General features: G+C 60.3%; 19 protein-coding genes. 2 read left to right on the top strand and 17 right to left on the bottom strand.

Annotated elements, in window-relative coordinates; all coding sequences use genetic code 11:
• The 9 genes from ACGHP5_RS10780 to ACGHP5_RS10740 are packed head-to-tail and all read right to left on the bottom strand — an operon-like array spanning window position 1 to window position 8136.
• Complete coding sequence (locus tag ACGHP5_RS10780; protein ID WP_390566718.1) at window positions 1-303, bottom strand: hypothetical protein; 303 nt, start codon at window positions 301-303, stop codon at window positions 1-3.
• Window positions 300-482: a hypothetical protein gene (locus ACGHP5_RS10775; protein WP_390566716.1), complete on the bottom strand. Its 183-nt coding sequence runs from the start codon at window positions 480-482 to the stop codon at window positions 300-302. Before ACGHP5_RS10775 ends, ACGHP5_RS10780 begins: the two co-directional genes overlap by 4 nt.
• A complete protein-coding gene (locus ACGHP5_RS10770; protein WP_390566714.1) occupies window positions 466-1008 on the bottom strand; it encodes a hypothetical protein in 543 nt (180 codons plus the stop codon). The genes ACGHP5_RS10775 and ACGHP5_RS10770 overlap by 17 nt, the downstream gene beginning before the upstream one ends.
• A gap of 30 nt (window positions 1009-1038) precedes the next feature.
• Window positions 1039-1326, bottom strand: coding sequence for a hypothetical protein (locus ACGHP5_RS10765; protein WP_390566712.1), 288 nt, complete (start codon window positions 1324-1326; stop codon window positions 1039-1041).
• A gap of 12 nt (window positions 1327-1338) precedes the next feature.
• Complete coding sequence (locus ACGHP5_RS10760; protein WP_390566710.1) at window positions 1339-2103, bottom strand: PolC-type DNA polymerase III; 765 nt, start codon at window positions 2101-2103, stop codon at window positions 1339-1341.
• A complete protein-coding gene (locus tag ACGHP5_RS10755; protein ID WP_390566708.1) occupies window positions 2085-2618 on the bottom strand; it encodes a hypothetical protein in 534 nt (177 codons plus the stop codon). The genes ACGHP5_RS10760 and ACGHP5_RS10755 overlap by 19 nt, the downstream gene beginning before the upstream one ends.
• Entirely contained in the window at window positions 2615-5383 is a 2769-nt protein-coding gene (locus tag ACGHP5_RS10750) for a DNA polymerase III subunit alpha (RefSeq protein ID WP_390566706.1), read from the bottom strand. Before ACGHP5_RS10750 ends, ACGHP5_RS10755 begins: the two co-directional genes overlap by 4 nt.
• Window positions 5384-5395: 12 nt before the next feature.
• Window positions 5396-7111, bottom strand: a complete 1716-nt coding sequence (locus ACGHP5_RS10745) for a PHP domain-containing protein (protein WP_390566704.1) — start codon at window positions 7109-7111, stop codon at window positions 5396-5398.
• A complete protein-coding gene (locus tag ACGHP5_RS10740) occupies window positions 7108-8136 on the bottom strand; it encodes a toprim domain-containing protein (RefSeq protein WP_390566702.1) in 1029 nt (342 codons plus the stop codon). The genes ACGHP5_RS10745 and ACGHP5_RS10740 overlap by 4 nt, the downstream gene beginning before the upstream one ends.
• A gap of 116 nt (window positions 8137-8252) precedes the next feature.
• Between ACGHP5_RS10740 and ACGHP5_RS10735 the strand changes: the two genes are divergently transcribed.
• Window positions 8253-9431 (top strand): DUF262 domain-containing protein, encoded by a 1179-nt coding sequence (locus ACGHP5_RS10735; RefSeq protein ID WP_390566700.1) that lies wholly within the window; start codon window positions 8253-8255, stop codon window positions 9429-9431.
• Window positions 9428-10207, top strand: a complete 780-nt coding sequence (locus tag ACGHP5_RS10730) for a hypothetical protein (protein WP_390566698.1) — start codon at window positions 9428-9430, stop codon at window positions 10205-10207. The genes ACGHP5_RS10735 and ACGHP5_RS10730 overlap by 4 nt, the downstream gene beginning before the upstream one ends.
• 53 nt (window positions 10208-10260) lie before the next feature.
• Here ACGHP5_RS10730 and ACGHP5_RS10725 read toward each other — a convergent pair whose 3' ends face one another.
• The 8 genes from ACGHP5_RS10725 to ACGHP5_RS10690 form a co-directional block, all read right to left on the bottom strand.
• Window positions 10261-11616 carry a DnaB-like helicase C-terminal domain-containing protein gene (locus ACGHP5_RS10725; protein WP_390566696.1) on the bottom strand — a complete coding sequence of 452 codons (1356 nt, stop codon included), beginning with the start codon at window positions 11614-11616 and terminating at the stop codon, window positions 10261-10263.
• Window positions 11613-11876 carry a hypothetical protein gene (locus tag ACGHP5_RS10720; protein WP_390566694.1) on the bottom strand — a complete coding sequence of 88 codons (264 nt, stop codon included), beginning with the start codon at window positions 11874-11876 and terminating at the stop codon, window positions 11613-11615. The genes ACGHP5_RS10725 and ACGHP5_RS10720 overlap by 4 nt, the downstream gene beginning before the upstream one ends.
• A 331-nt stretch (window positions 11877-12207) precedes the next feature.
• Window positions 12208-12822 (bottom strand): RNA polymerase sigma factor, encoded by a 615-nt coding sequence (locus tag ACGHP5_RS10715; protein ID WP_390566692.1) that lies wholly within the window; start codon window positions 12820-12822, stop codon window positions 12208-12210.
• 117 nt (window positions 12823-12939) lie between these two features.
• Window positions 12940-13419 (bottom strand): crossover junction endodeoxyribonuclease RuvC, encoded by a 480-nt coding sequence (locus ACGHP5_RS10710; RefSeq protein WP_390566690.1) that lies wholly within the window; start codon window positions 13417-13419, stop codon window positions 12940-12942.
• A complete protein-coding gene (locus ACGHP5_RS10705; RefSeq protein WP_390566688.1) occupies window positions 13391-15709 on the bottom strand; it encodes an AAA family ATPase in 2319 nt (772 codons plus the stop codon). The genes ACGHP5_RS10710 and ACGHP5_RS10705 overlap by 29 nt, the downstream gene beginning before the upstream one ends.
• Window positions 15697-16737: an exonuclease SbcCD subunit D gene (locus tag ACGHP5_RS10700; RefSeq protein ID WP_390566686.1), complete on the bottom strand. Its 1041-nt coding sequence runs from the start codon at window positions 16735-16737 to the stop codon at window positions 15697-15699. The genes ACGHP5_RS10705 and ACGHP5_RS10700 overlap by 13 nt, the downstream gene beginning before the upstream one ends.
• A gap of 103 nt (window positions 16738-16840) precedes the next feature.
• Window positions 16841-18079 carry a hypothetical protein gene (locus ACGHP5_RS10695; RefSeq protein WP_390566685.1) on the bottom strand — a complete coding sequence of 413 codons (1239 nt, stop codon included), beginning with the start codon at window positions 18077-18079 and terminating at the stop codon, window positions 16841-16843.
• 311 nt (window positions 18080-18390) lie between these two features.
• The gene (locus tag ACGHP5_RS10690; RefSeq protein WP_390566683.1) at window positions 18391-18846 is read right to left on the bottom strand and encodes a hypothetical protein; all 456 of its coding nucleotides are present in this window, start codon (window positions 18844-18846) and stop codon (window positions 18391-18393) included.
• Between the last annotated feature and the right edge of the window lie 38 nt (window positions 18847-18884).

The raw sequence follows: 18884 nt of genomic DNA, 5'->3' as shown, positions 1-18884 counted from the left end.
TTATCGGTAGTTTTTAAGCAGTTCCTTGATGTCGTCCCGCATCTCCCGCAGGTCGTACTGGATGGAAGAGAATTGGGCCATGGTGGCCTCGAATACGGCCTTGTCGAGCTTGATGGCGTTGATGCGGTCGTACTGGTTGGCGATGCGGGTTTCCAGATCCACGCACTTGCTCTGCAACTCGGCGATGCGGGCCGTGTTGTTTGTGTGCTGCACATACATCGTCACGAAGAACGCAAGTACGGTAACGATAATCTTGAGGTTGTCTTCCACGAATTTCTGGAATTTTCCGGTGGTGTTTGTCATGGCGTATTGTTTATCAATAGTGAAAAGGCATCCTTGAGTGCTCCCAGCAGGCTGACGGCCGCTTCGCTGTTCCATATCCCGTATAGTGTCAGGAGGATTATCAGGATCAGGTACACGGCCCGCTCGATACTGCGCCGGGATGTCTTGCTGCCTTCGGGGCGCTTACTCTTCCCGGTCATGGGCGTCAGGGTTCTCGATCCGCGGGACGATGACGTTGAAGACGATGTTGTTGTCGTTGCCTTCGATCTTGAACTTCGCATCGCCGCCGTTCTTCACGGGATACATCTCCATGAGCGCCTTGGCGGCATTCACCGCTACGGCACGCATGGGCGCCGGGGAGAGCGGGTTTCCGTAGCGGTCGCGGTAGATATCCGTCGAGGTCTCCCGGAGGATGGTGCGCAGCGTCTGGCTGATCTGCATCTTGATGGCGATGCTCTCCGTTTCGGAGATCATCTCGGCCCCGAGCTCGCGGATGCGGGCCATGACGGCCGGATTGCGCGTGAGCTTGCGGGCTGCGGTCTCCGAGCTCCGGTCTGCGCCGAAGACCTCTTTGTAGCATTTGTCCAGTTGCCCGGCATAGCGCACTCCGCCGCAGACGTATAGCTGGCAGAACCGCTCCTGCGCCTCTGTCAGCGGCAGGGGGCGCTCCACATCCAGCACCTCGACCTCTTCGGCCTGTACGACCTCTATTTCGTTCTTTTTCATGGTTTCCTTCCTTCATCAAAGAATAGAGCGCTACGGCTCGGGAGGTTTTGCGAAGTCCCGCTTTTGGGCGATCAGCTGTGCCATCAGGGCTTCATAGAAGACATCGGCCATGCCGTCGGCCATCGCCTCGGCATCGGCCAGGGAGTTGATGAGCTTCATGTTGAAGGCGATGTTGAGCCCGTAGCCCGAGATCGCGGCCATGAACTCCACGCCGTCGCTGCCCAGCACGCCGTAGGTCGTCAGGTCCTCCACGCGGAAGGTGATGGTCTCTTCGCCCTGCTCGTTGCGGCCGAGCGTTATATGATCGTTCTGTTCCATGGCGTATCGTCGTTATATCTGAAAATGGTCTCTTGTTTTCTGCCGGGGCGCGGCGGCCGGGAGCGCACCGTCGCCGTTGCGCAGGCGTGCGGCGCATACCCGTACGATGTCGAGCGTCGCGGCCGTATCGGCCGCCGCGTCGTGGGCGTCGTCGAGTTCGACGCCGAGCCGCTCGGCAACCAGCTCCAGCTTGTATGAAACTACGGAAGGATCGCCTGCCAGCGTGAGCCTTGCCAGCAGGATCGTATCCAGGTATAAGGGCTGGAAGTTGCCGTAAAAATCCTTGCTCCCGGCAAAGACCTTCTCGAAGTCGGCCGTAAGGCCAGCATAGCTCATCAGCTGCGTAAGAAAACCGACATCGAAAGTGATGTTCTGGCCTATAAGCACGGGTTTGCACTGCACGCCCTTGGAGAGCGTCGCGCGCCGCGCAAAGTCGATGACCGACGCCGCCACCTCCTTCAAATCGACGCCCTGCGCCGTGAGCATCTCCATCGTAATGCCCGAATAGTCGAGCGCCACCTGTTCGTAGTCCATGCGCTCGGCGCTGTTGGCCGGAACGTTCTTGGCGCGCAGCACCTTGCGGCGTGCGGCGCCCAGCTCCTGCTTGCAGTACGGGGCGATGTAGCTCTCGTAGCGGTCGAACACCTCCAGCGTGTCGAGGCGCAGGGCCTGCAGGGCGATCTGGGTGCAGGCGCAACGCGCCGGGTCGAGGCCTCCCGTCTCGAAGTCCAGACCGATGGCCGTATAGATCTTGGGTGTTACTGCAGGTGCCGCCATTGTTCGAGAATCTGCATGAGTTGTTCGGCCGCCTCCTGGAACTCCTCCTCGGAGCCGTTGTTGCCCAGCACCACGTCGATCTGCGAATAGTCCACCTGCGGACGGTGGCTGTCGCGGGCGATGCGCTCGGCCTCTATGCCGCGCGCCAGGAGCGTTTCCCGGCGGCAGGCGACATAGACTGCGAAGACATGATACTGTTCGCCTGCGGAGCGTTTGAGGGCTTTCACGCCGTTCTCGTCCACCACATAGGTGCAGTAGCCCGACGCCGGGAGCTGGCGGCGCAGCGAGAAGTATTCGTACTTGCCGAAGCGGGTGTAGGTCAGCATGTCCTCGCGGCGGTACGCCTTGGTGCTGCTCACGAAGAAGTAATCCTCGCCTTCGGCCTCCGACTCGCGCCGGGGCCGGGTGGTCGTCGAGACGATGACCGGTATCTCGAAACGCTGCCGCAGGTACTTCGACAGCGTGGTTTTGCCGGAGCCCGACGCTCCGACGATGGCAATAATCGTGGGTTTCATTCTGTTTGCGATAGTATGGATGTTTTATAGGTGTTCAACGTGTTGACTCCGGCGTAGTCGCTGTACTTGATGACCGCCGAGACGATCACGATGCGGTCCTTGAGAGCGGCGACCTGGCTGCGGTGCGCGCTGTAAAAGTCGTTCCAGCAGACCAGCTCCATCGTATCGGTGTTCTGCTGCAGGACAACCCTGCAAAACGACACCCGATCCCCGGTGGTCTTGTCCTTATAGGATAGCTCCTCGACCTGCGTTACGGTTGCGCACACGGCGATTCTTTTTCCTTCGTTTTCCAATACTGCAGCCTCGCGCAGACTCATATACGAGGCGCGGCCCTTGACCTGCTGCCGTACCGGCGAGCTGTCGAAGATGCGGCGGTAGTCGATCGAGCCGATGCCCGACACGGCGATCTGCAGGCGTGTCCAGAAGTAGTGCTTGCCGATGTGCTGCGGGTCGAACTCCCGCTCGTCGAGGGCGAAGCCGAGCTCTGCGGCGGCTCGTTGCAGAATGCCGTAGCGTCCGTCCACGGCGTCGATACGCTCCAGGGCGTCGAAGCACCCGGCAAGGATCAGGTGCTTGACGTGGCGGGCGTTCACCGGCACGCGGCCTTCCGGGGCCATGGCCTCCTCGTCCTCCCACGTCCGCAGCTTGCGGAAACGGTGGCGGAAGATACGGCGGATGAACTCCTCGACGCTCGTAAAGTCCCCGAAGCGCTCCCGCTCCCGGACGATGTACTCCGCAGTCTTGACCCCGACCATGCGGATACGGCTCAGCGACCAGTAGATGCTGTCGCTGCGGTAGTCGGTGTAGAACTGCACGGCCGAGCGGTTGATCTCGGGCGGCACGATGCGGGCCGTGGAGCACTGCTCCATCTCGGACATCAGCGTCGCGATCTGCGTATCGTCGGCCCACTGCAGGGCTACGGTATAGAAGGCCGTGGCGTAGTTGGCCTTGAGCCAGGCGCCCACATAGGCCGTAAGGGCATAGGCCGCAGCGTGGCTGTTGCAGGTCACAACGCCTCCGCCCGTCAGGAAGGTGTGGTACGGGGCCTCCATCTCCACATCGTAAACTTCCTCCTCTCCGAGATACGCGACGGATGCGACAGTAACGGGAGCGGCGCCTAACCCTTTCTCTCCCCATTTACGGCGGCCCGGATCGTGGTACTCGGGGTCGTTCCCCCGGCCTTTGTCCGTAAAGCGGAAATCACTGTCGATCTTGATGCGGCCGGCATTGACGAACATACGGTCTTTGCCGGCTACGAGTTGGTCCGTGCGCAGCATGCCGCGCTGGGTCGGATGCCTGTGGTTGGCCGTCACGTCCAATGTTTTGCCGTCTTCCAGCGTAATACGGTAGACGGCCTTGTATCCCGCAAAGCGGATATCCCTGATGCGGTTCTTTACCAGGCGCCGCTTTTCATTCAACGAGAACGCTACGCCGTAGCCGTAAATCAAATATTTTTTTCGTAACGATACATGCCCTGTTTCCCGGGCATATCGGACACTGTTCATCAGGCGGTACATCTGGGCGATGGTAGGCTGCCAGCGCCCGCATTTGGGGCGGTAAATACGCTCCCGGCCGCTGATGCAGCGGTTGAAGGAGTAGCCGCCGGCCGTCTCGATCTTGTGCCAGATCTCGCGGGCCTCCTCGTCGGGGCATCCGTTGGCGACGGCGCCTGCGATGAAGTCGTCTTTGAGCGAGGCCATCAGCTCCGGATTCTTCTTGCCGATCGCCTTGCGCAGCACGTCCGTCTTACCCAGGTCGAAGCCTCCGAGCGTATGCGCGATGGACATGAACTGCTCCTGGTAGGTCATCAGGCCATAGGTGTTCTTCGTCGCCTCATACGTCCCGAAGTTATAGACCGGAACGACCTCGCCGCGCTTATAACGCACGTACTCCTCCGTAGCCCCTACGTCGAGCGTTGCCGGACGGTAAAGGGCGTTGATGATAATCAGGTCCTCGATATTGTCCGGCTGCACATCCATGATGAATTTGGTGATGCCGCGCGAGGAGAACTGAAAGACGTTCTGGGTATATCCGTCGGCAAGCAGGCGGTAGGTTTTCTCATCGCGCAACTCGTGACGCGCAATATCTTCCAGCGTGTAGCGCTTGCCGTATTCGCGATTGACATCGCCGAGAACGGCCCCGAGCTTCGAGAGCTCCTTGGTCGCCAGGATATCCTCTTTGAGCAGGCCGATCTCCTCCACGGAGTATCCGTCCAGCTCCGAGACCAGCAGGCCGTCCATCTTGCGGACCGGCAGAAAGTCGAAACATTCGGCCGGGCGCCCGTCTTTTTCCGCCGGAGTGACGATGACGGCCGAAGCGTGGATCGAGGCTGCGCGCGGCTGGCCCATGATCCCCCGTATATCTTCCACCACCTGGGGATAGTCATTCACGAAACGCCGCACTTTCGCGTTACGCGCCGCCAGGCGGAACAGGTCGGTCCAGGTCATGTTGTCGTCCTCGAAAATCGCCGTGATGTAATTCACAAGCCCGTGCGGCACGCGGTGGACGCGCGCCACGTCCTTGATCGCAGCCTTGAGTTTCAGGGTCGAGAACGTCCCGGCCGAGAAGACCCGCTGCCGTCCATCGGTATTATACCTCCGCTCCAGATATTCACGGATCTCCTGGCGGCGGTCGGATTGTATGTCCGAGTCGATATCCGGGAGCGTAAAGCGGCCGCCCTGCCTAAGACCGCGCCCCACTTCGCTGTCGAGGACCGAAAGCGTCCGGTCCGTGCGTTCGATGCTCACTTGTCGTATTTTCAGCATAGTATTGATCTGTTAGCGGTGTTCGTCCATATTCCAGAGCAGGTCCTTATTGTCGAGGATCAGCTCATCGTCGCAGCGCAGCTCGTCGGCATAGACGGTCAGCTCCTCGGCGCCGCGCAGGATACGCAGTCGCGCATCACGCTCGAAAAGGAGCGTATGCCCATCGAGCCGCAGCTCTACATATTTGCTGCCCGGGGGAAGGTCTATGCGGCCGCAGAATTTCGTAACCTCCTCTTGCCAGTAGAGCCCGCAGCGCTCCGGGACGAGAAAACGCGAGAAGAGCAGGTCGTACTCCAGCGGATCGATGGAGATGATCTCCAGCAGGTACGACACGAGCGACCCTCCGGCCGAACCGCGGCCGATACCGGTTACGATGCCCCTGCGGTGCGCCTCCTGCATGATATCCCACTGTATCAGAAAATAATCCACGTTGTTGGTGGATTCGATGATATACACTTCGTCCCGCAGCCGTTCCCGGTAGCGGGCATGATCCTCTTGGGGTATCTTCCGCTCCAGGCCCTCGTCCAGCAGGGCGAGGAACATGCGGCGCCGGTCGCCGTAGCGGAGTTTCTCCTCGGAGGTCATGTCGTAGCGCGGCATATACATCCGGCCCGTCTCGAAGCGGGCCTCGGCGCCCTCGGCGATCCGCACCGTATTGCGGCACATCCGCAGGAACAGTTCGTCTGCGTCCCAGCGCCCGGGGTCGAACAGCGGCCGCAGCTTGTCGAGCAGCTCTCCGGCCGAGCGCAGGTACTGCTCGTCGCTCTGCTCGTGCGCGGCCCCCGTCGCGATCTTGTTCAGGACGACCTTGCTGCGGGCGTCGTCCCGGTCGATGTAGTAGCTGTCCGGGATCAGTACCGGCTCCACCTCGAACGCACCGCCTCGGCAGAACGCATGGAAATAGCGCCGCATACTCTCTAATCGCTGCACGTCGATGCGGTCGGCCTTGAACTCCGTAGGGTCGATCTGGTAGTAGACGGTCTCGAACGCCTCGTGCAGCCGCACGATCACCGGGCGGTTCTCCGTCATCCACGAAGCTGCGAGCGTACCCAGCACGAGGACATTGCCGCGCCCGCAGGCCGCCAGGGCCTCGATGTCGATCCTGCCGTCCTCGCGGTCCACCATTACGGCTTTCTGGATGCGCAGCAGGTTCTGCAATCCCTGCTGCGTCTGGCAGTAGACCTTCAGCGGGACTTCGCCCTTCTCGTGGTCGAGCGTCAGGGAGTATCCGAAGACGTGTTTCAGGCCGGCCCGGGCGCACTCTTTCTGGAATGCCAGCGTCCCGGCCATCGTATTGCGATCGCAGAGGCCGAGGGCCGTCTGGCCCAGCCATTTCGCTTTGGCGACCCAGCTTGCGATGTCACCCGAGCCGTTGAGCAGCTCGTAGGGAGTGTGTACGCCCAGATTGACGAACGGGATGTCGCAGCCGTCGGGCTTGGGACGGCCGATGTGCTTTAAGATATTCATCGAAAACTCTTCGCGCAGGTCGTAGTAGTACCAGTTGTCGCCAAAGGGAAAGGCGACGTGGAAGATGCCCTCGTCGATGAGCGTCTGCGGGTCTTCCATCAGGTTGAAAACCTGCTCGTCGCCCCGCTGGCGGAAGATACTTTTCACACCGGACAGGTCGGCGCGGAACAGGCGTCCGAAGTCTGGTATATCGACCACCTCGCTGTCCACGACACGGTAGTCTATGTTTTGGCTGTCGAGCCATCGGATAAGGTCGTTCATAGTTGCTGTATCTTGTTGATTTTATACTCCACGGGCGTGTGCAGGCGGTATGCGAAGAGGTCGTATATCTCCTGCGGCGAGAGGTCTTCCCAATCCTTTTCCGGGTCGGGAATATCGGCCACGAGTACCTCGAAGTAGCGGCTGAGCTCCCCGGCGGTTTTCTTCGTGGCGTCCACCGCGTCGCCGTCGTAGCCTACCACGACGTTGCGTACGCCCTTAGTCTGGAGCTTGTAGATCTGGGCCTGCGAGACCTTCTTGCCGAAGGTCGCCACCACGGCCACGCGGGAGGATTCGTAGAGGTCGAGCTTGCGCGTGAGGGCCACAACATCGAAGATCCCTTCGCAGAGGATCACCGTCTCGGTACTGCCTTCCACCACCGCATCGTAGTTGTAGAGCAGCTTGACGAAGTCGTTTTCGGTAGAGTTCCTGAAGCGCCGTATGGGATAGTCGCCCGTAAATTTCGCACGGCGGTTATAGGCGTCGATCTCGCCCTTGGACCAGAGGTGGCGGGCGACGTATCCCACCGTATCCCCGGAGTCGATGACCGGGAAGATCACGTAGTCGTCGTAGCGGAAGTTCACGCCCCGCGTCGTACCCACCGGAAAGAACTCGTAGTCGTCGAAGGTGAAGCCGCGGCCCTTGAGGTACGGGTGCAGGAAGGTGCGGCGCCAGAATTCCGGCATCTGCACGATGCCCAGTTCGTCGTCTATCTCCTCCTGCGCGGCGAGCGGGAACAGCAGGGTGCAGTCGAGCTTGGCGCCGGGGTCCGTGGTGGGCGTCACCATCAGGTCGGGACGGCCGATGGCTTCGAGCGTCCGCTCCAGGGAGTGCGTGGACGCCCCGCAGGAGAAGCAGTGCGCCATGAAGGGCTGCTTGCGGGACGTGGCGGGGCCTATGTAGACGCCGTACTTGCCCTCCTTGCCGCAGTACGGACAACGGGCGATGAGGTTGCGGCCCGAGCCGTCGCGCCGGGCTCCGAGCTCACGGGCGATCTCTTCGGTAAGGTATGTATGCTCCTTGTTCATGGCCTTTAAGAGTAGGCCGGGAACAAAATTTAGAGTTGTTTTTTTATGGTTTTTTCAGAGGAAAGGGCTATATTTAATTCCGAAATAAACAGTTACATCCTGATAAAAGCACCTATATGGCCATAAATCGAAAAATCTATTACGGGGAGTATACGTTAGCTCACTGGCTGAAATTGTTGATGAAGCAAAATATCAAATTGCCTCCCTATCAACGTACTTTCGTATGGGATGAAGGGCGCGTACAAGCCCTGATTACTACACTCAAAAATGAAGACTTCGTACCCCCGGTAACAATCGGAGCGTTCGGAGATGCCGATGATATTAAAAACTATATTCTGGACGGTCAGCAACGATTGACCAGCATATTTTTGGCCTATCTGGGACTCTTCCCCAAAAGAGATAAGTTCGAAGAAGTTTTCAATACCTTGGCTAATGAGAATGATGATGAGGCCGAACCGGATGAAGGCAGCGATCATTTTATGGCATGGACTCTTCAGAATCTGACGGACGTAGGACGCACAAAAGAAGAGATACTGGCCCATGTAGATATGACCCTCTACGATGCAAAACAGTGGGACGTAGATGACGAGTTCTTCAAAAACCGGAAGATGGGGTTTACCTATCTGGTCCCGAACATCACTATTCCAGAACAACAAAAGTATTATTCGACCACATTTCGTAATATCAACAAACAGGGCAAAACATTATTACCGCAAGAGAGTAGAAAATCGTTGTATTTCCTCTCTCGTGGGTATGATGATTTTTTCGAACCCAAAATGGCACATGCCATCCAGCTCAGACAGGCATCGGCTACAACCTACATGGACTTCGTGCGTTATCTTTCTTTGTTGTTCCAGTATCATAAGGACACGAACGCCAATCGTGTAGCACGCGGGTTCAAACTGGTAATGGAGTCTTATTATGAGCGGTTCATATACGCCGTAGTCAACCATACCGAAGATAATCTGTTCGCCCGATTTACAGATGTATTCCCGCATGATGATTATGCACCTCTATATGCTCGGCTCAGGGAAACAATCGCTGCGGTCGAGATACCGAAAGAATACACGTCGATCATAGATATGGACGTCTATCTATTCGGGCTGATGTATGTGATCCTGTTTGAGAAGAAGACAATAGACGACTCTCGGAAAGCAGACCTGAAAGCGGAGTTAGAACGGATGGTAAGAGGCTTTAAGGGTGATAGTGCCCACGCCAAAGCTCCGGCCGCCCTGAAATATTTGAGGGCACGCATAACCGAGTCGATAACTATTTATCAACGGTATTGCCAATGAGACCGCATCACGACTTCATCATATCTCCGATCACACAGATATTGCAGGATACGGTAACTGCGTGTGGGAGCTGCGGAAGTGGTATCGAGACTTTTCCGCTGAGCGAATACGTCATGCAATCCACGTTTTTGAAGATGACGGGGTTTCAGGAGCAGAAACTGAAGTGCATCCTATGGGAATTAGCTACTGATGATTATGAATTCCGGTACAAATTATTGTCAAACTCTAAATCCACGTCCAAATCCTATGGAGAATGTTCACGATATGATGATAAAAAAAATATCTTGAATGATCTCTGGGAACAGATACATAAGTTTAAGCCGTCAATCGACCTGAACGTTATCGACAAAGCAGCCTTGTGGAACACTCTACATACGGACATGGAAGATATTTTTGCTCATAGTAATATTTTAGAATGGTCACAGAGCGATTTTGAAGGCTATAGAGAGTTTTTTCTCGGCATTACAGATAAACAGTTTATCACTCGGCAAAAAAAACAAATTGCATTATTAACGAATAGTGATAATTTGACGACAGCAGAAAAGACGAATAACTTATACGATGCGTATGACAAATTATATAGCCATCGCAATCGGTGTGCCCATAATACCCTGTCTCAGCAGCCTCATCTTCCGACCCTACAGATGTTATCTTCCCCCTCGTACAAATATGAGAATTATTTCATCCGTTTCTATGTCATTGCCCTGATCGACCGTATCTTCGTGCGTTTCTGGCGTGAATATATTGCGGCGGTCGAAAGTAGCGGATGGCATTAGAGGCTCCTTATGGATTGACAAACGGGATGGAAGGTTATTTCCATCCCGTTTGTTTATCTTCTCATACTCATCGTCCGTGCCGCATCGTAGAAGGTCTCGTTGTCGTAGTCTGTGGCTATGCGGAACGTGTCTCCCTTTCGGAAGAATCGGCTCTTGGCCACATGGAGCCGCATGAGGTTGGCCTCGCGCTCGGCCGCGGACTGGTTGAGCGATATGAGGTGCGTGCATGGCCGCGCCAGGCCCTTCGCCTCGGAACAGTTGTACTCGGTGAGCACGTTGTTCTCGTCGTTGAGCCAGTCGCGGTTCTCGATGGTCGCCTGGTAGGTGGCCACCATCCACACGTTCTCGTCCGATGCCAGGTCCTTCAGGTCGTTCGCCACGGCGATGCGCTTGCTGCGTTCGTGCTCGGCTCCCCACTGTCGTCGTGAGGCGTCGGTCAAAAGGTCCATCGAGTCGATGATGACTATGTCGGGCGTTCGGGCGTTGATCTTGCGGTACTCGGCGATGCCGTTGCGGATGTCGATGGTCGAGATGCGGGCTGCGAAACGCGGGAACGAGCGCACGGTGATGCTCCCGGCATATTGCTCGATCTGCTTTTCGAAGCGGCGCATCTCCAGCTCGGAGATATGCCCCCGCTCGAAGTAGAAGGCGTTGCGGGCGATGAGTCCTCCGCTGTAGGCATTCAGCGCCTCCTCTTCCGACCCTTCGAGCTGGAAGTGCAGCACATGCAGTCCGTCGTCGATGTCGGCCCGCAGGCCGATATGCTTTGCCATGTGGCTCTTGCCCACGCCCGTCGACGCCAGCAGACAGGATAATTGCCCACGCAGGTTGCGCCCGGCATTGAGCGTATCCAGGTCCGCGATATAGAAGCGCGTGACGGGCTTCAGGCCGGACGCCTGCAGCTCCTCTTCGCGGCGGCGGTTGCGGCTGAAGCGCACGGAGAAGGTCTTCACCACATCCACGAACGCCGAGCTCTTGAGCGTGAATCCCGCGAGCCACTCGGCGTACTCCTTGAGCTTCTCCTCGGCCTCGGCCTGGCGGCTCTGGTTGTAGAGCTTTCCTACCTCGGCATATACGGCCTGCAGGCGCACGCCCTTGATGTATGTTTCGAGCAGGTCCACCACCACCTCGGGGTTGTTCTCTCCGTCGTACTCGCGGAAGGTGTTCACCAGCTCCAGGGCGTCGAAATCGGAGGCGAATGTCTGCGCGAGCACGGCATACGAGGGCGGGGCCTTGTAGGTGCGGTAGTGGCTGGCGAAGAGCTCCTGAACATGCTGGAACGTACGGTCCGGGAGGTACTCCCGCCGCATGTGCGTCACCAGCACGCCGCACACCGCGTCGTTGCGTATCGCCGTCGAGTAGAGCTCGTAGAGGTACTCGGCCGTAAGGGCATTGCGCGCGGCACTCATCGCACGCCTCCTTTCGCATACTCCTCTTCGCGGATGCGCAGCAGCTCGGGATAGCGGCTTCCCGTCATCCGGCGGCATGCCTCGGTCATCGTACAAGCGCAGCATACGGGCGAGAAGGGCGTCCACAGCAGCGTCGAGAGCGAGCAGACGTAGAGCCCGGCCTCCGTCCCCGCCTGCCGGGCCTTGGTGCGGTCCTCGTACTGGGGGTATATGAACTTCGCGAGCGGGTGCTGCGAGCGGTCCCGAACGAGATCTGCCAACACGCCGCGCGCGAGCCCATGCTCCGCGAGCCAGCGCTCCTCCCTTCGTCGAGCCCCCTTCCCGTCGGCCATAAAGCGCTCTACGGCCGCCGCGCTGAAGGAGCGTGCCGCCCGCCAGCGCCTGCGCAGCGGCCCGGAGCCTGCGGATGAGAGCGTGTATACCTGGCAGATGCAGAAGTCCGCGACGCGCTCGCGGTCCAAGGGCCCGATGCGCCCTTCGAGGGCCACGATGCACCCCTCGACGGCCCGCCGCGCTGCGGCGCCGCCCGGAAAGCGGAACCCCGCGTCGAGGGTCCGGCGTACCAGGTGGGAGAAGAGCCGTATGGCCCACTTACTTTTTACGGCTGTTTCCATCGCGGTCGATCATTTGTCGCATCTTCAGCTTGGCCAGGAACAGCCGGCTCTTGACCGTCTCGATATTGGGGGTCTTGAGCGTGCCGTTGCGGAAAGTTATCTCCATGATCTCTTCGAGCTTATAGCCGGCCTGCTGCAGCAGCAGCGCCTCGCGGTAGATGGGGTTCAGCCGCGTGAGCGCCCGCAGGATGTCGTCGTTGTAGAGCTCGGTGTAGTTGTCGAGCCCCATGCAGTTGCCGCTGAGCTGCGTCGCGTCCTCGGCGTAGTGGCTGGCGATACGCTCCGGGGGCAGGTCGTCCGTGGTGCGGAAGGCGGCACGCCGCTGGTCCAGGTCGTGGATCAGGCGTTTACAGCAGATGAAGATCCAATTCTGAAGGGACTTCTCCGGGTTGTAGGTATGGATGTATCGGAACAGGTTGGCCAGACACTCGTTGTAGTTCTCCTCGACATGCTCCCAGCGGTTGGTAAACCGTATGGACATCTTGTATACGAGGTTGCGGTTGGGCATGATCAGTTGCTCGAAAAGAAGAGTCCGCTCCCGGACGGACTCTTCGGTGTCGATATAGGACGACGGGGATGGTTGCGCTTTCACTCTCTTGCTGACTTGTCGGTGGATAATTCATCTTGTGGGATCTGTCAGCTTATGGTTAGCGTCAACTTGGAATCGATGCCGGCGCGGCGTGCCGCCCGGTGTGCGGGTTAAGGAATCTTACCGTACGCGGTATTTGCGTACGAAGTAGTGGAAGAGCAGGAAGGCGTCGGCCTCGTCGTGCGAGGCGGGCTCGAAGCGGTAGTCGTTGCGGCATGCGGCGATCATGCGGCTCTTGTCTGCGCGGCCGTCTCCCGTGGCCCATTTCTTGAGCGTCGAGACGTTCACGAACTCCACGGGCAGCAGCTCCAGCTCTTCGGAGACCAGGAGCATGATGCCCCGCAGTTCGGAGAGCTTGCGCAGGTCGCGGTTGTGGGCGTTGAAGCTCACGTCCTCGGCCACGATGCGCCGTATGCCGTAGCGCAGGATGAACTCCCGCAGCGTGGTGTAGAACGAGAGGTAGGTGCGGCGCGAGCGCGTGGCGTGGAAGTCCCATGCTCCGGAGCCGTGCAGGCAGTAGTATCCCGTGCGTGTTGCGATGTCGAGGGCCAGCAGCTGCTCCCGGCGGAGGCTACCGCCGTTCGATGCGCGATTCTCCATGCTCCTTAACGATGGTTATGCGGTGCGGATAGCCCTCCTGCACGAGTCCGTGCGACACGACAAGGGCTGTGAGGGCCTGCTTGCCAAGCGCCGCGAAGACGTTAGCCAGTCCGTCGGCGTCCACCGCGTCGAGGATCTCGTCCATGCACAGCAGGTCCAGCCCTCCGCCCGGCGGGCAGTTGCCGTTCACCAGGCGCTGCATGGCGATCACCGAGGCGGTGTTCACCCGTGCCCGCTCGCCCTCGGAGAACTTCCCGAAAGTCCCGGCGTCCAGCCCGTCGCGGATGATCGACACGGAGATCTTCTCCCGCACGGCGCCGCTCTTGAGGGTCGTATATCCCGAGAGGCTTACGCGCAGGTCGGAGCCTATGTCGTCGAGCACCCGGTTTATCATCCCTGCCAATGCCTCGATCTTCGTGTTGGCCAGGTAGGTGCGGAACTGCACGAAATACTGCTGCTGTGCTTCGAGGGCCGCGATGCGCCCGTCGATCCCCGTGCGGCGCGCCGCCACCTCGGCGGACTGGGTTCGATAGCCCTTGAGCGAGGCTTTGAGCGATGCGATCAGCTCCGAGGCCGTGGCCCGCTCTATCTCCGCGAGGGTCTGCTGCAGGGTGTCGATCGAACTCTCGGCCGCCGCCGTCTCGGCGCGGCATTGCTCGATGGCGCGCTCGGCAGCCTTACGCACCGCGCCCAGACGGTCGAAGGCCTCGTCGAAGAGGTTGCGTCGAATCTCCTCGACCTCGCGGGTGCGGGCCGCGACGTAATCCCGGCAGCGCTGGATGTTGAACCTGGCGCCCTCCATCTCGTACTCTGCGGCCTCGACGGAGCGTCGGGTCCCTGCCATGCGCTCATCCCAGTCGTGGCGCAGGGCGTGAAGGTCGCGAATCTCTCCCCGCACGGCCGTTATCATCTGCTCGACCTTCTCGGCTTCAAGCCCGCTGTCGAGCAGCTCCTCTTCGACCTGCGCGAACTCCGCCTTGCGGCCTTCGAGCTCCCGGGTTGCCGCCGCCACGTCGAAGTCCCGGTCCGAGACCAGGAAACGATGCGCGCAGGCGGGGCACTCCACCGTCCCGGCCAGGCGGGCGTGGAGCGTCTCCACGGCGGTCGATACCGCGCGCTTGCGGCGTTGCAGGGCTTCGATCTGCGTGTTGGCGGCAGAGAGCCGTTCCGTGAGAGACTGCATCTCCCCGTCGAGCGCCGCGCCCTTGTCCGAGGCCTCCTGCCGGAAGTAGTCGTACTCCTTGCTGCGGGCGATAAGCTCCGCCTGGGCCACTGCAAGCTTCTGGCCGATGGATGCGATGATCTGCGTCCACTTGTCGATCTCGGCGCGGATCTCGGCGATCTCGCGGTTTTTGGCCGCCACGATCCCCGTCCAGTCGCTTAACTCTGCGTCGCTCAGGGGCGCGAGCAGCTCCCGCACCCGGGCCATGCTCGCGGCGAGCGGCTCTGCGGAGTTCTCGAACTGCTGCAGCCGCTCCTCCGCCTCCTCGATGCGCTCCAGGTGTTGTCTGTGCCGGGCGATCTTATCGCCGCATGCACGGATCGCGTTGCGCTTGGCGGCGACCGCGGCCTGTATCCCGGCGACCTTCTCGCGCCGGGAGAGCTCCTTCTCCGTGCGGCTCTCCTCTTCGCGGGCGATCTGCTCGGCGAGCATCCCGATGCGTCCGTCGATGCCGGCCAGCTCCAGATCCACCGCCCGCAGTTCGTCCCGCAGCGGCGCGAGGTCCGCCGCGACCTGCGCGATAGCCTGGTCCACGCGGTCGCCGCCGCTGAAGCGGTTGATGATCTCCTTCTTCTCGCGGTCCGATGCCGAGAGGAAGTCCTCGTAGCGGTGGCGCGAGAGGATGAAGGCGAAGAAGAGCTCCTCGCGCGTGACGCCCAGCCGTTCGAGGATGTAGCGGTTGGCGGCCTCGACGCTGGGCTGGGCCACCTCCTCGCGGCGCCCGTCGAGCGTGCGGAAGCAGCGCACCGAGGCCGTACCCCGGCGCGGTATCGTGCGCTCCACGAGTAGCTCTTCGGCCGTAGTGCGGTTTATGAGCGTGAGGGCCACGCGGCACTCCTCGGCCGCGTCGTTGATGACCTCCTCGGCGCGGACCTTGCGCAGCGGGGAGCCCGTCAGGCCGAGCGTGATGGCCTCGATGAGCGTGGACTTGCCCGAGCCGTTGCTGCGCTGCGACTCGTTGTCGGCGTTGTGCCCGAAGATGAGCGTCGTGGTGCCCTGCGCGGGCGTGTACTCCAACTCGCGGAAGGAGCAGATATTGGAAGCTGAGATATGCGCTAAATACCACATGGTGTCGTTTCGATTTTGGTGAGATAAGCGATGCCGAGGGCTACGTTGTCAATGCTGCGGCCCGCGCAGAACTCCTCGTAGGCGCGGCGCAGGCGTGCTCCGTCGAACTTGTCGAGCACCTCCTCTTCCGGCACTTCGATGAGAGTCGCGCCTTCGGCCACCACTTCGACCTTGCTGGCCCCGGCCGCCATGAGGCGCTGCCGGTCTACGGTCTGGGCCTCGGAGGCCCGCACGCGGACCTTCAGGCGGCAGCGGGGGTCGGCGCGCAGCTCGTCGATGCGGTCCAGCAGGTGGACGTCGACCTTCTCGGCCGTGGTGTCGAGGGTGCGGTAGCGTAGGTTCGCCTCGTTGCGCACGAACTCCTGCGAACCGTCCGTGTAGAGGATCGTGTAGCCCTTCTCTTCGTCCTCCCCGAAGTTGAACTGCCGCGAGGAGCCGATATACTCGATGCGGGTTCCCGCGACCACGGCCCGGTTGTGGTAGTGCCCCGCGAAGACGCGGTCGAAGCCCTCGAAGATGCGGGCCGGCAGCTCGTCCGGGGCCGGGGTCGCCAGGGCCCCGTTCACCCCCTCGTGGATGTAGAGGTAGTTGAGCTTACCCTCGACCAGCCCTCCCATGCGCAGGGCCTGCAGGCGCGAAGTGAAGCTGCCCCCTTCGGGGAAGTAGCTCATCATGTGCAGGGCGAACTCCCAGGCGGGATCGTCGAGGGTGAGAAAGTCGTCCACGACCGTGACGGCAGGCATACGGTCGAAGACGTGGCAGTAGCCGCGCAGGGATTCCTGATCCACTTTACAGTGGTTGCCTTCGGCCAGGGTGATGCGGATGCCCTCGTCGGCCGTGCGCAGCAGGGCGTCATGCACGGCCAGCAGCACATCGAGCGTCTGCGAGGCGCGGCTCAGGAACAGGTCGCCGCCCAGGGCGATCTCGCGGATGCCTCTCTTGCGGCACAGCTCCAGGGCCTCGTTCCAGTTGCGGTCGAACTCCGCGATATTGTCTTTGGAGATGTGTATGTCGTTCATCAGAAGCATACACGCTATTTTCCGGCTATTCATCGTAAAATACAGCGCTGAAAAAAGGGAGCGCGCAAAGCGCTCCCGGATTCGTCATGTAACAATGCTTGCGATGCGGGATTTAACGCCTGCGGCGCGGGGCCTCTTCCGTGCTGTCCGCATCCCCGGCCTCAGCGGGCTCTTCGGGCTCTTCGGCGGCCCTGTCGCCGAGTGCGTCCTCGATCATGTCCAGCAGGTCGTCGTTGCTCACCGAGCGCGTGACGCGCACCGAGAGCTTCTCCTGCTCGATGAAGCTGCGGATCATGGCCCTCAGCTCCTGTCCCTCCTCGGTCTTGTCGCCCAGCCCCGCGGCCTTGAGAGACTCGAAGCGGCTGCAGAGGGCGTCGAGGGTCAGGGCACCGCCCGGCGCGTTGTCGCGCACGTCTTTCGTGCGGCGGTCGAAGCTGAACGACGAGGTGTCCTCCTGCGGGATCTCCGCGCGGAAGGTCTCGATGGCCTCGGCCATATCGCTACTCTCCATGACGTGCAGCTCATAGCGCACGTCGCACTGACGCAGGAATTCGAGCGTCGCCTCGAAGTGGTAGCGCGTATAGCGGTAGACGACCTCCGGGATGCGGGGGCTGTTCATGAGCATCGTCAGCTCCTCGCGCGAGAGCCCTTCGTGGTCGGACTCGTTGTCGATCGAGAAGCAGTATTCGGTCTTGCCGCCGTTCTTGCGCTTCTCGACCTCGACGGGATAGGCGTTGTAGACCGACGATACGGGGCACGGGTGCTGGGGGTTCTTCTGGAGCTTCTTCTCCCAGAGACGGAAGCGGCGCTCGTCGAGCTCCTTGAACTGGGCGTGGCTCAGGGTAAGCAGCTGCAGTCCCTTGGCGCGCTCCTTCAGGTCGATGACGTACATCGCGTGCCCGTAGCTGAACTTCAGGCCGCCGCCGTAGCTGCCCCCGGAGATCTTCTCCGCGAGCTTCTCGTCCCCGGCTTCGCGTGCCGCCTCGGCGGCCAGGCGCCGGTAGGTGTCGATAAGGTCGAGCGAGTAGCCGGCCTCGGTGGCGCGGGGCGTGGTGACGTACATGCTGGAGGTCTTCTCGCTGTTTGAGGGGCGCTGAAGCTCCATCAGAAGCTGCCGCACGGGGTACTCGTACCCGCGGCGCTCCACGGCGTCCTCACGGCTGGGGGCGATGGGAAGCACCCGAAGGCGGTAGGTTCCGAGCTTGTCGAAACGGAAGAACTCGGTTTTGGTGAAGGATCTGTTCTCCTCGATGGCGCGGGCCTGCGCCTCGGCGAATGACTCCTGGAGCCCCAGAAAAAGCTCCTCTACGGAAGCGGCCTCTGCGCTTCTCTGATCCGGATAGTCCTGCATAACGGTTGTGTGATGATAGTTAATATTGCCGAGGATCTGGGTTCTTGCCCCGGGTTCGGATACCTCCGGGAACCATCTGATTTACTCGATATGCGGTGAAAAAAACCGGTGCGTGCTGCCCCCGGCTTAACTATCACATCCCCCAAGAGAACGGGGGAACCGTCAAATTGATCGGCGACTTTTATCCCAAAGTCGTCCCACAAAATTACACGGCCTTTCCCGCAAATCCAAATATCTGACAATTAGTTTTCTAACGAATATTTCAACCTGCTGGCATAGGTTCACATAGGGGCGTGTTTCCAATCGCGGATTTATGCCTCCTCCGGCTCGGGCTCCGCACCGCAGAGCCGTTCGATCTCCTCCCAATGACGGAAGATGTAGTTGTCCAGGCGCGTGCGCCGCAGGGCCTCGTAGTAGCGCTCCCGCTCGGGGGTCATGCGCTTGCCGCGGCGGCAGCAGACGCCCTCGCGGCGGTAGAGCTCCATATAGCGAAGGAACTTGGGCTTGCGGAAGGCCGCCTCGCCGGAGGCCGCGCAGACGACCTCCACGATCTGGGGCGGGGGCTCCTCACGCTGACGCGCCGGGCATACCATCATCAGGACATCGTAGACGACGGGGGTCTCGTAGCGCAGCAGGAACCCCAGCGGGGTTTCGTGGAAGGGGAAGCGTTTAAGGCTTCCCCGGGGTCGTCCCCCGAGATCTTTTGTCCCTGGGGGCGGCTGCGGGCGTCGTACTTTCCGGCACCGGCTTTTCGCTCTGCGTTTCATGTTCCTCGGTTTTGGGTTGCGGCCGCACGACGCCCGCA

The organism is Alistipes sp. i18-0019-D1, assembly GCF_042852885.1.
Lineage (GTDB): Bacteria > Bacteroidota > Bacteroidia > Bacteroidales > Rikenellaceae > Alistipes.
Note: the sequence above shows the minus strand (reverse complement) of the source record. Positions and strands in the feature narration are given on the sequence as shown.

Bases quoted from the DNA above. Each gene is read 5' to 3' on its own strand.
- ACGHP5_RS10780 (WP_390566718.1), bottom strand. From the start codon at position 303: ATGACAAACACCACCGGAAAATTCCAGAAATTCGTGGAAGACAACCTC.
- ACGHP5_RS10775 (WP_390566716.1), bottom strand. From the start codon at position 482: ATGACCGGGAAGAGTAAGCGCCCCGAAGGCAGCAAGACATCCCGGCGC.
- ACGHP5_RS10770 (WP_390566714.1), bottom strand. From the start codon at position 1,008: ATGAAAAAGAACGAAATAGAGGTCGTACAGGCCGAAGAGGTCGAGGTG.
- ACGHP5_RS10765 (WP_390566712.1), bottom strand. From the start codon at position 1,326: ATGGAACAGAACGATCATATAACGCTCGGCCGCAACGAGCAGGGCGAA.
- ACGHP5_RS10760 (WP_390566710.1), bottom strand. From the start codon at position 2,103: ATGGCGGCACCTGCAGTAACACCCAAGATCTATACGGCCATCGGTCTG.
- ACGHP5_RS10755 (WP_390566708.1), bottom strand. From the start codon at position 2,618: ATGAAACCCACGATTATTGCCATCGTCGGAGCGTCGGGCTCCGGCAAA.
- ACGHP5_RS10750 (WP_390566706.1), bottom strand. From the start codon at position 5,383: ATGCTGAAAATACGACAAGTGAGCATCGAACGCACGGACCGGACGCTT.
- ACGHP5_RS10745 (WP_390566704.1), bottom strand. From the start codon at position 7,111: ATGAACGACCTTATCCGATGGCTCGACAGCCAAAACATAGACTACCGT.
- ACGHP5_RS10740 (WP_390566702.1), bottom strand. From the start codon at position 8,136: ATGAACAAGGAGCATACATACCTTACCGAAGAGATCGCCCGTGAGCTC.
- ACGHP5_RS10735 (WP_390566700.1), top strand. From the start codon at position 8,253: ATGGCCATAAATCGAAAAATCTATTACGGGGAGTATACGTTAGCTCAC.
- ACGHP5_RS10730 (WP_390566698.1), top strand. From the start codon at position 9,428: ATGAGACCGCATCACGACTTCATCATATCTCCGATCACACAGATATTG.
- ACGHP5_RS10725 (WP_390566696.1), bottom strand. From the start codon at position 11,616: ATGAGTGCCGCGCGCAATGCCCTTACGGCCGAGTACCTCTACGAGCTC.
- ACGHP5_RS10710 (WP_390566690.1), bottom strand. From the start codon at position 13,419: ATGGAGAATCGCGCATCGAACGGCGGTAGCCTCCGCCGGGAGCAGCTG.
- ACGHP5_RS10705 (WP_390566688.1), bottom strand. From the start codon at position 15,709: ATGTGGTATTTAGCGCATATCTCAGCTTCCAATATCTGCTCCTTCCGC.
- ACGHP5_RS10700 (WP_390566686.1), bottom strand. From the start codon at position 16,737: ATGCTTCTGATGAACGACATACACATCTCCAAAGACAATATCGCGGAG.
- ACGHP5_RS10695 (WP_390566685.1), bottom strand. From the start codon at position 18,079: ATGCAGGACTATCCGGATCAGAGAAGCGCAGAGGCCGCTTCCGTAGAG.
- ACGHP5_RS10690 (WP_390566683.1), bottom strand. From the start codon at position 18,846: ATGAAACGCAGAGCGAAAAGCCGGTGCCGGAAAGTACGACGCCCGCAG.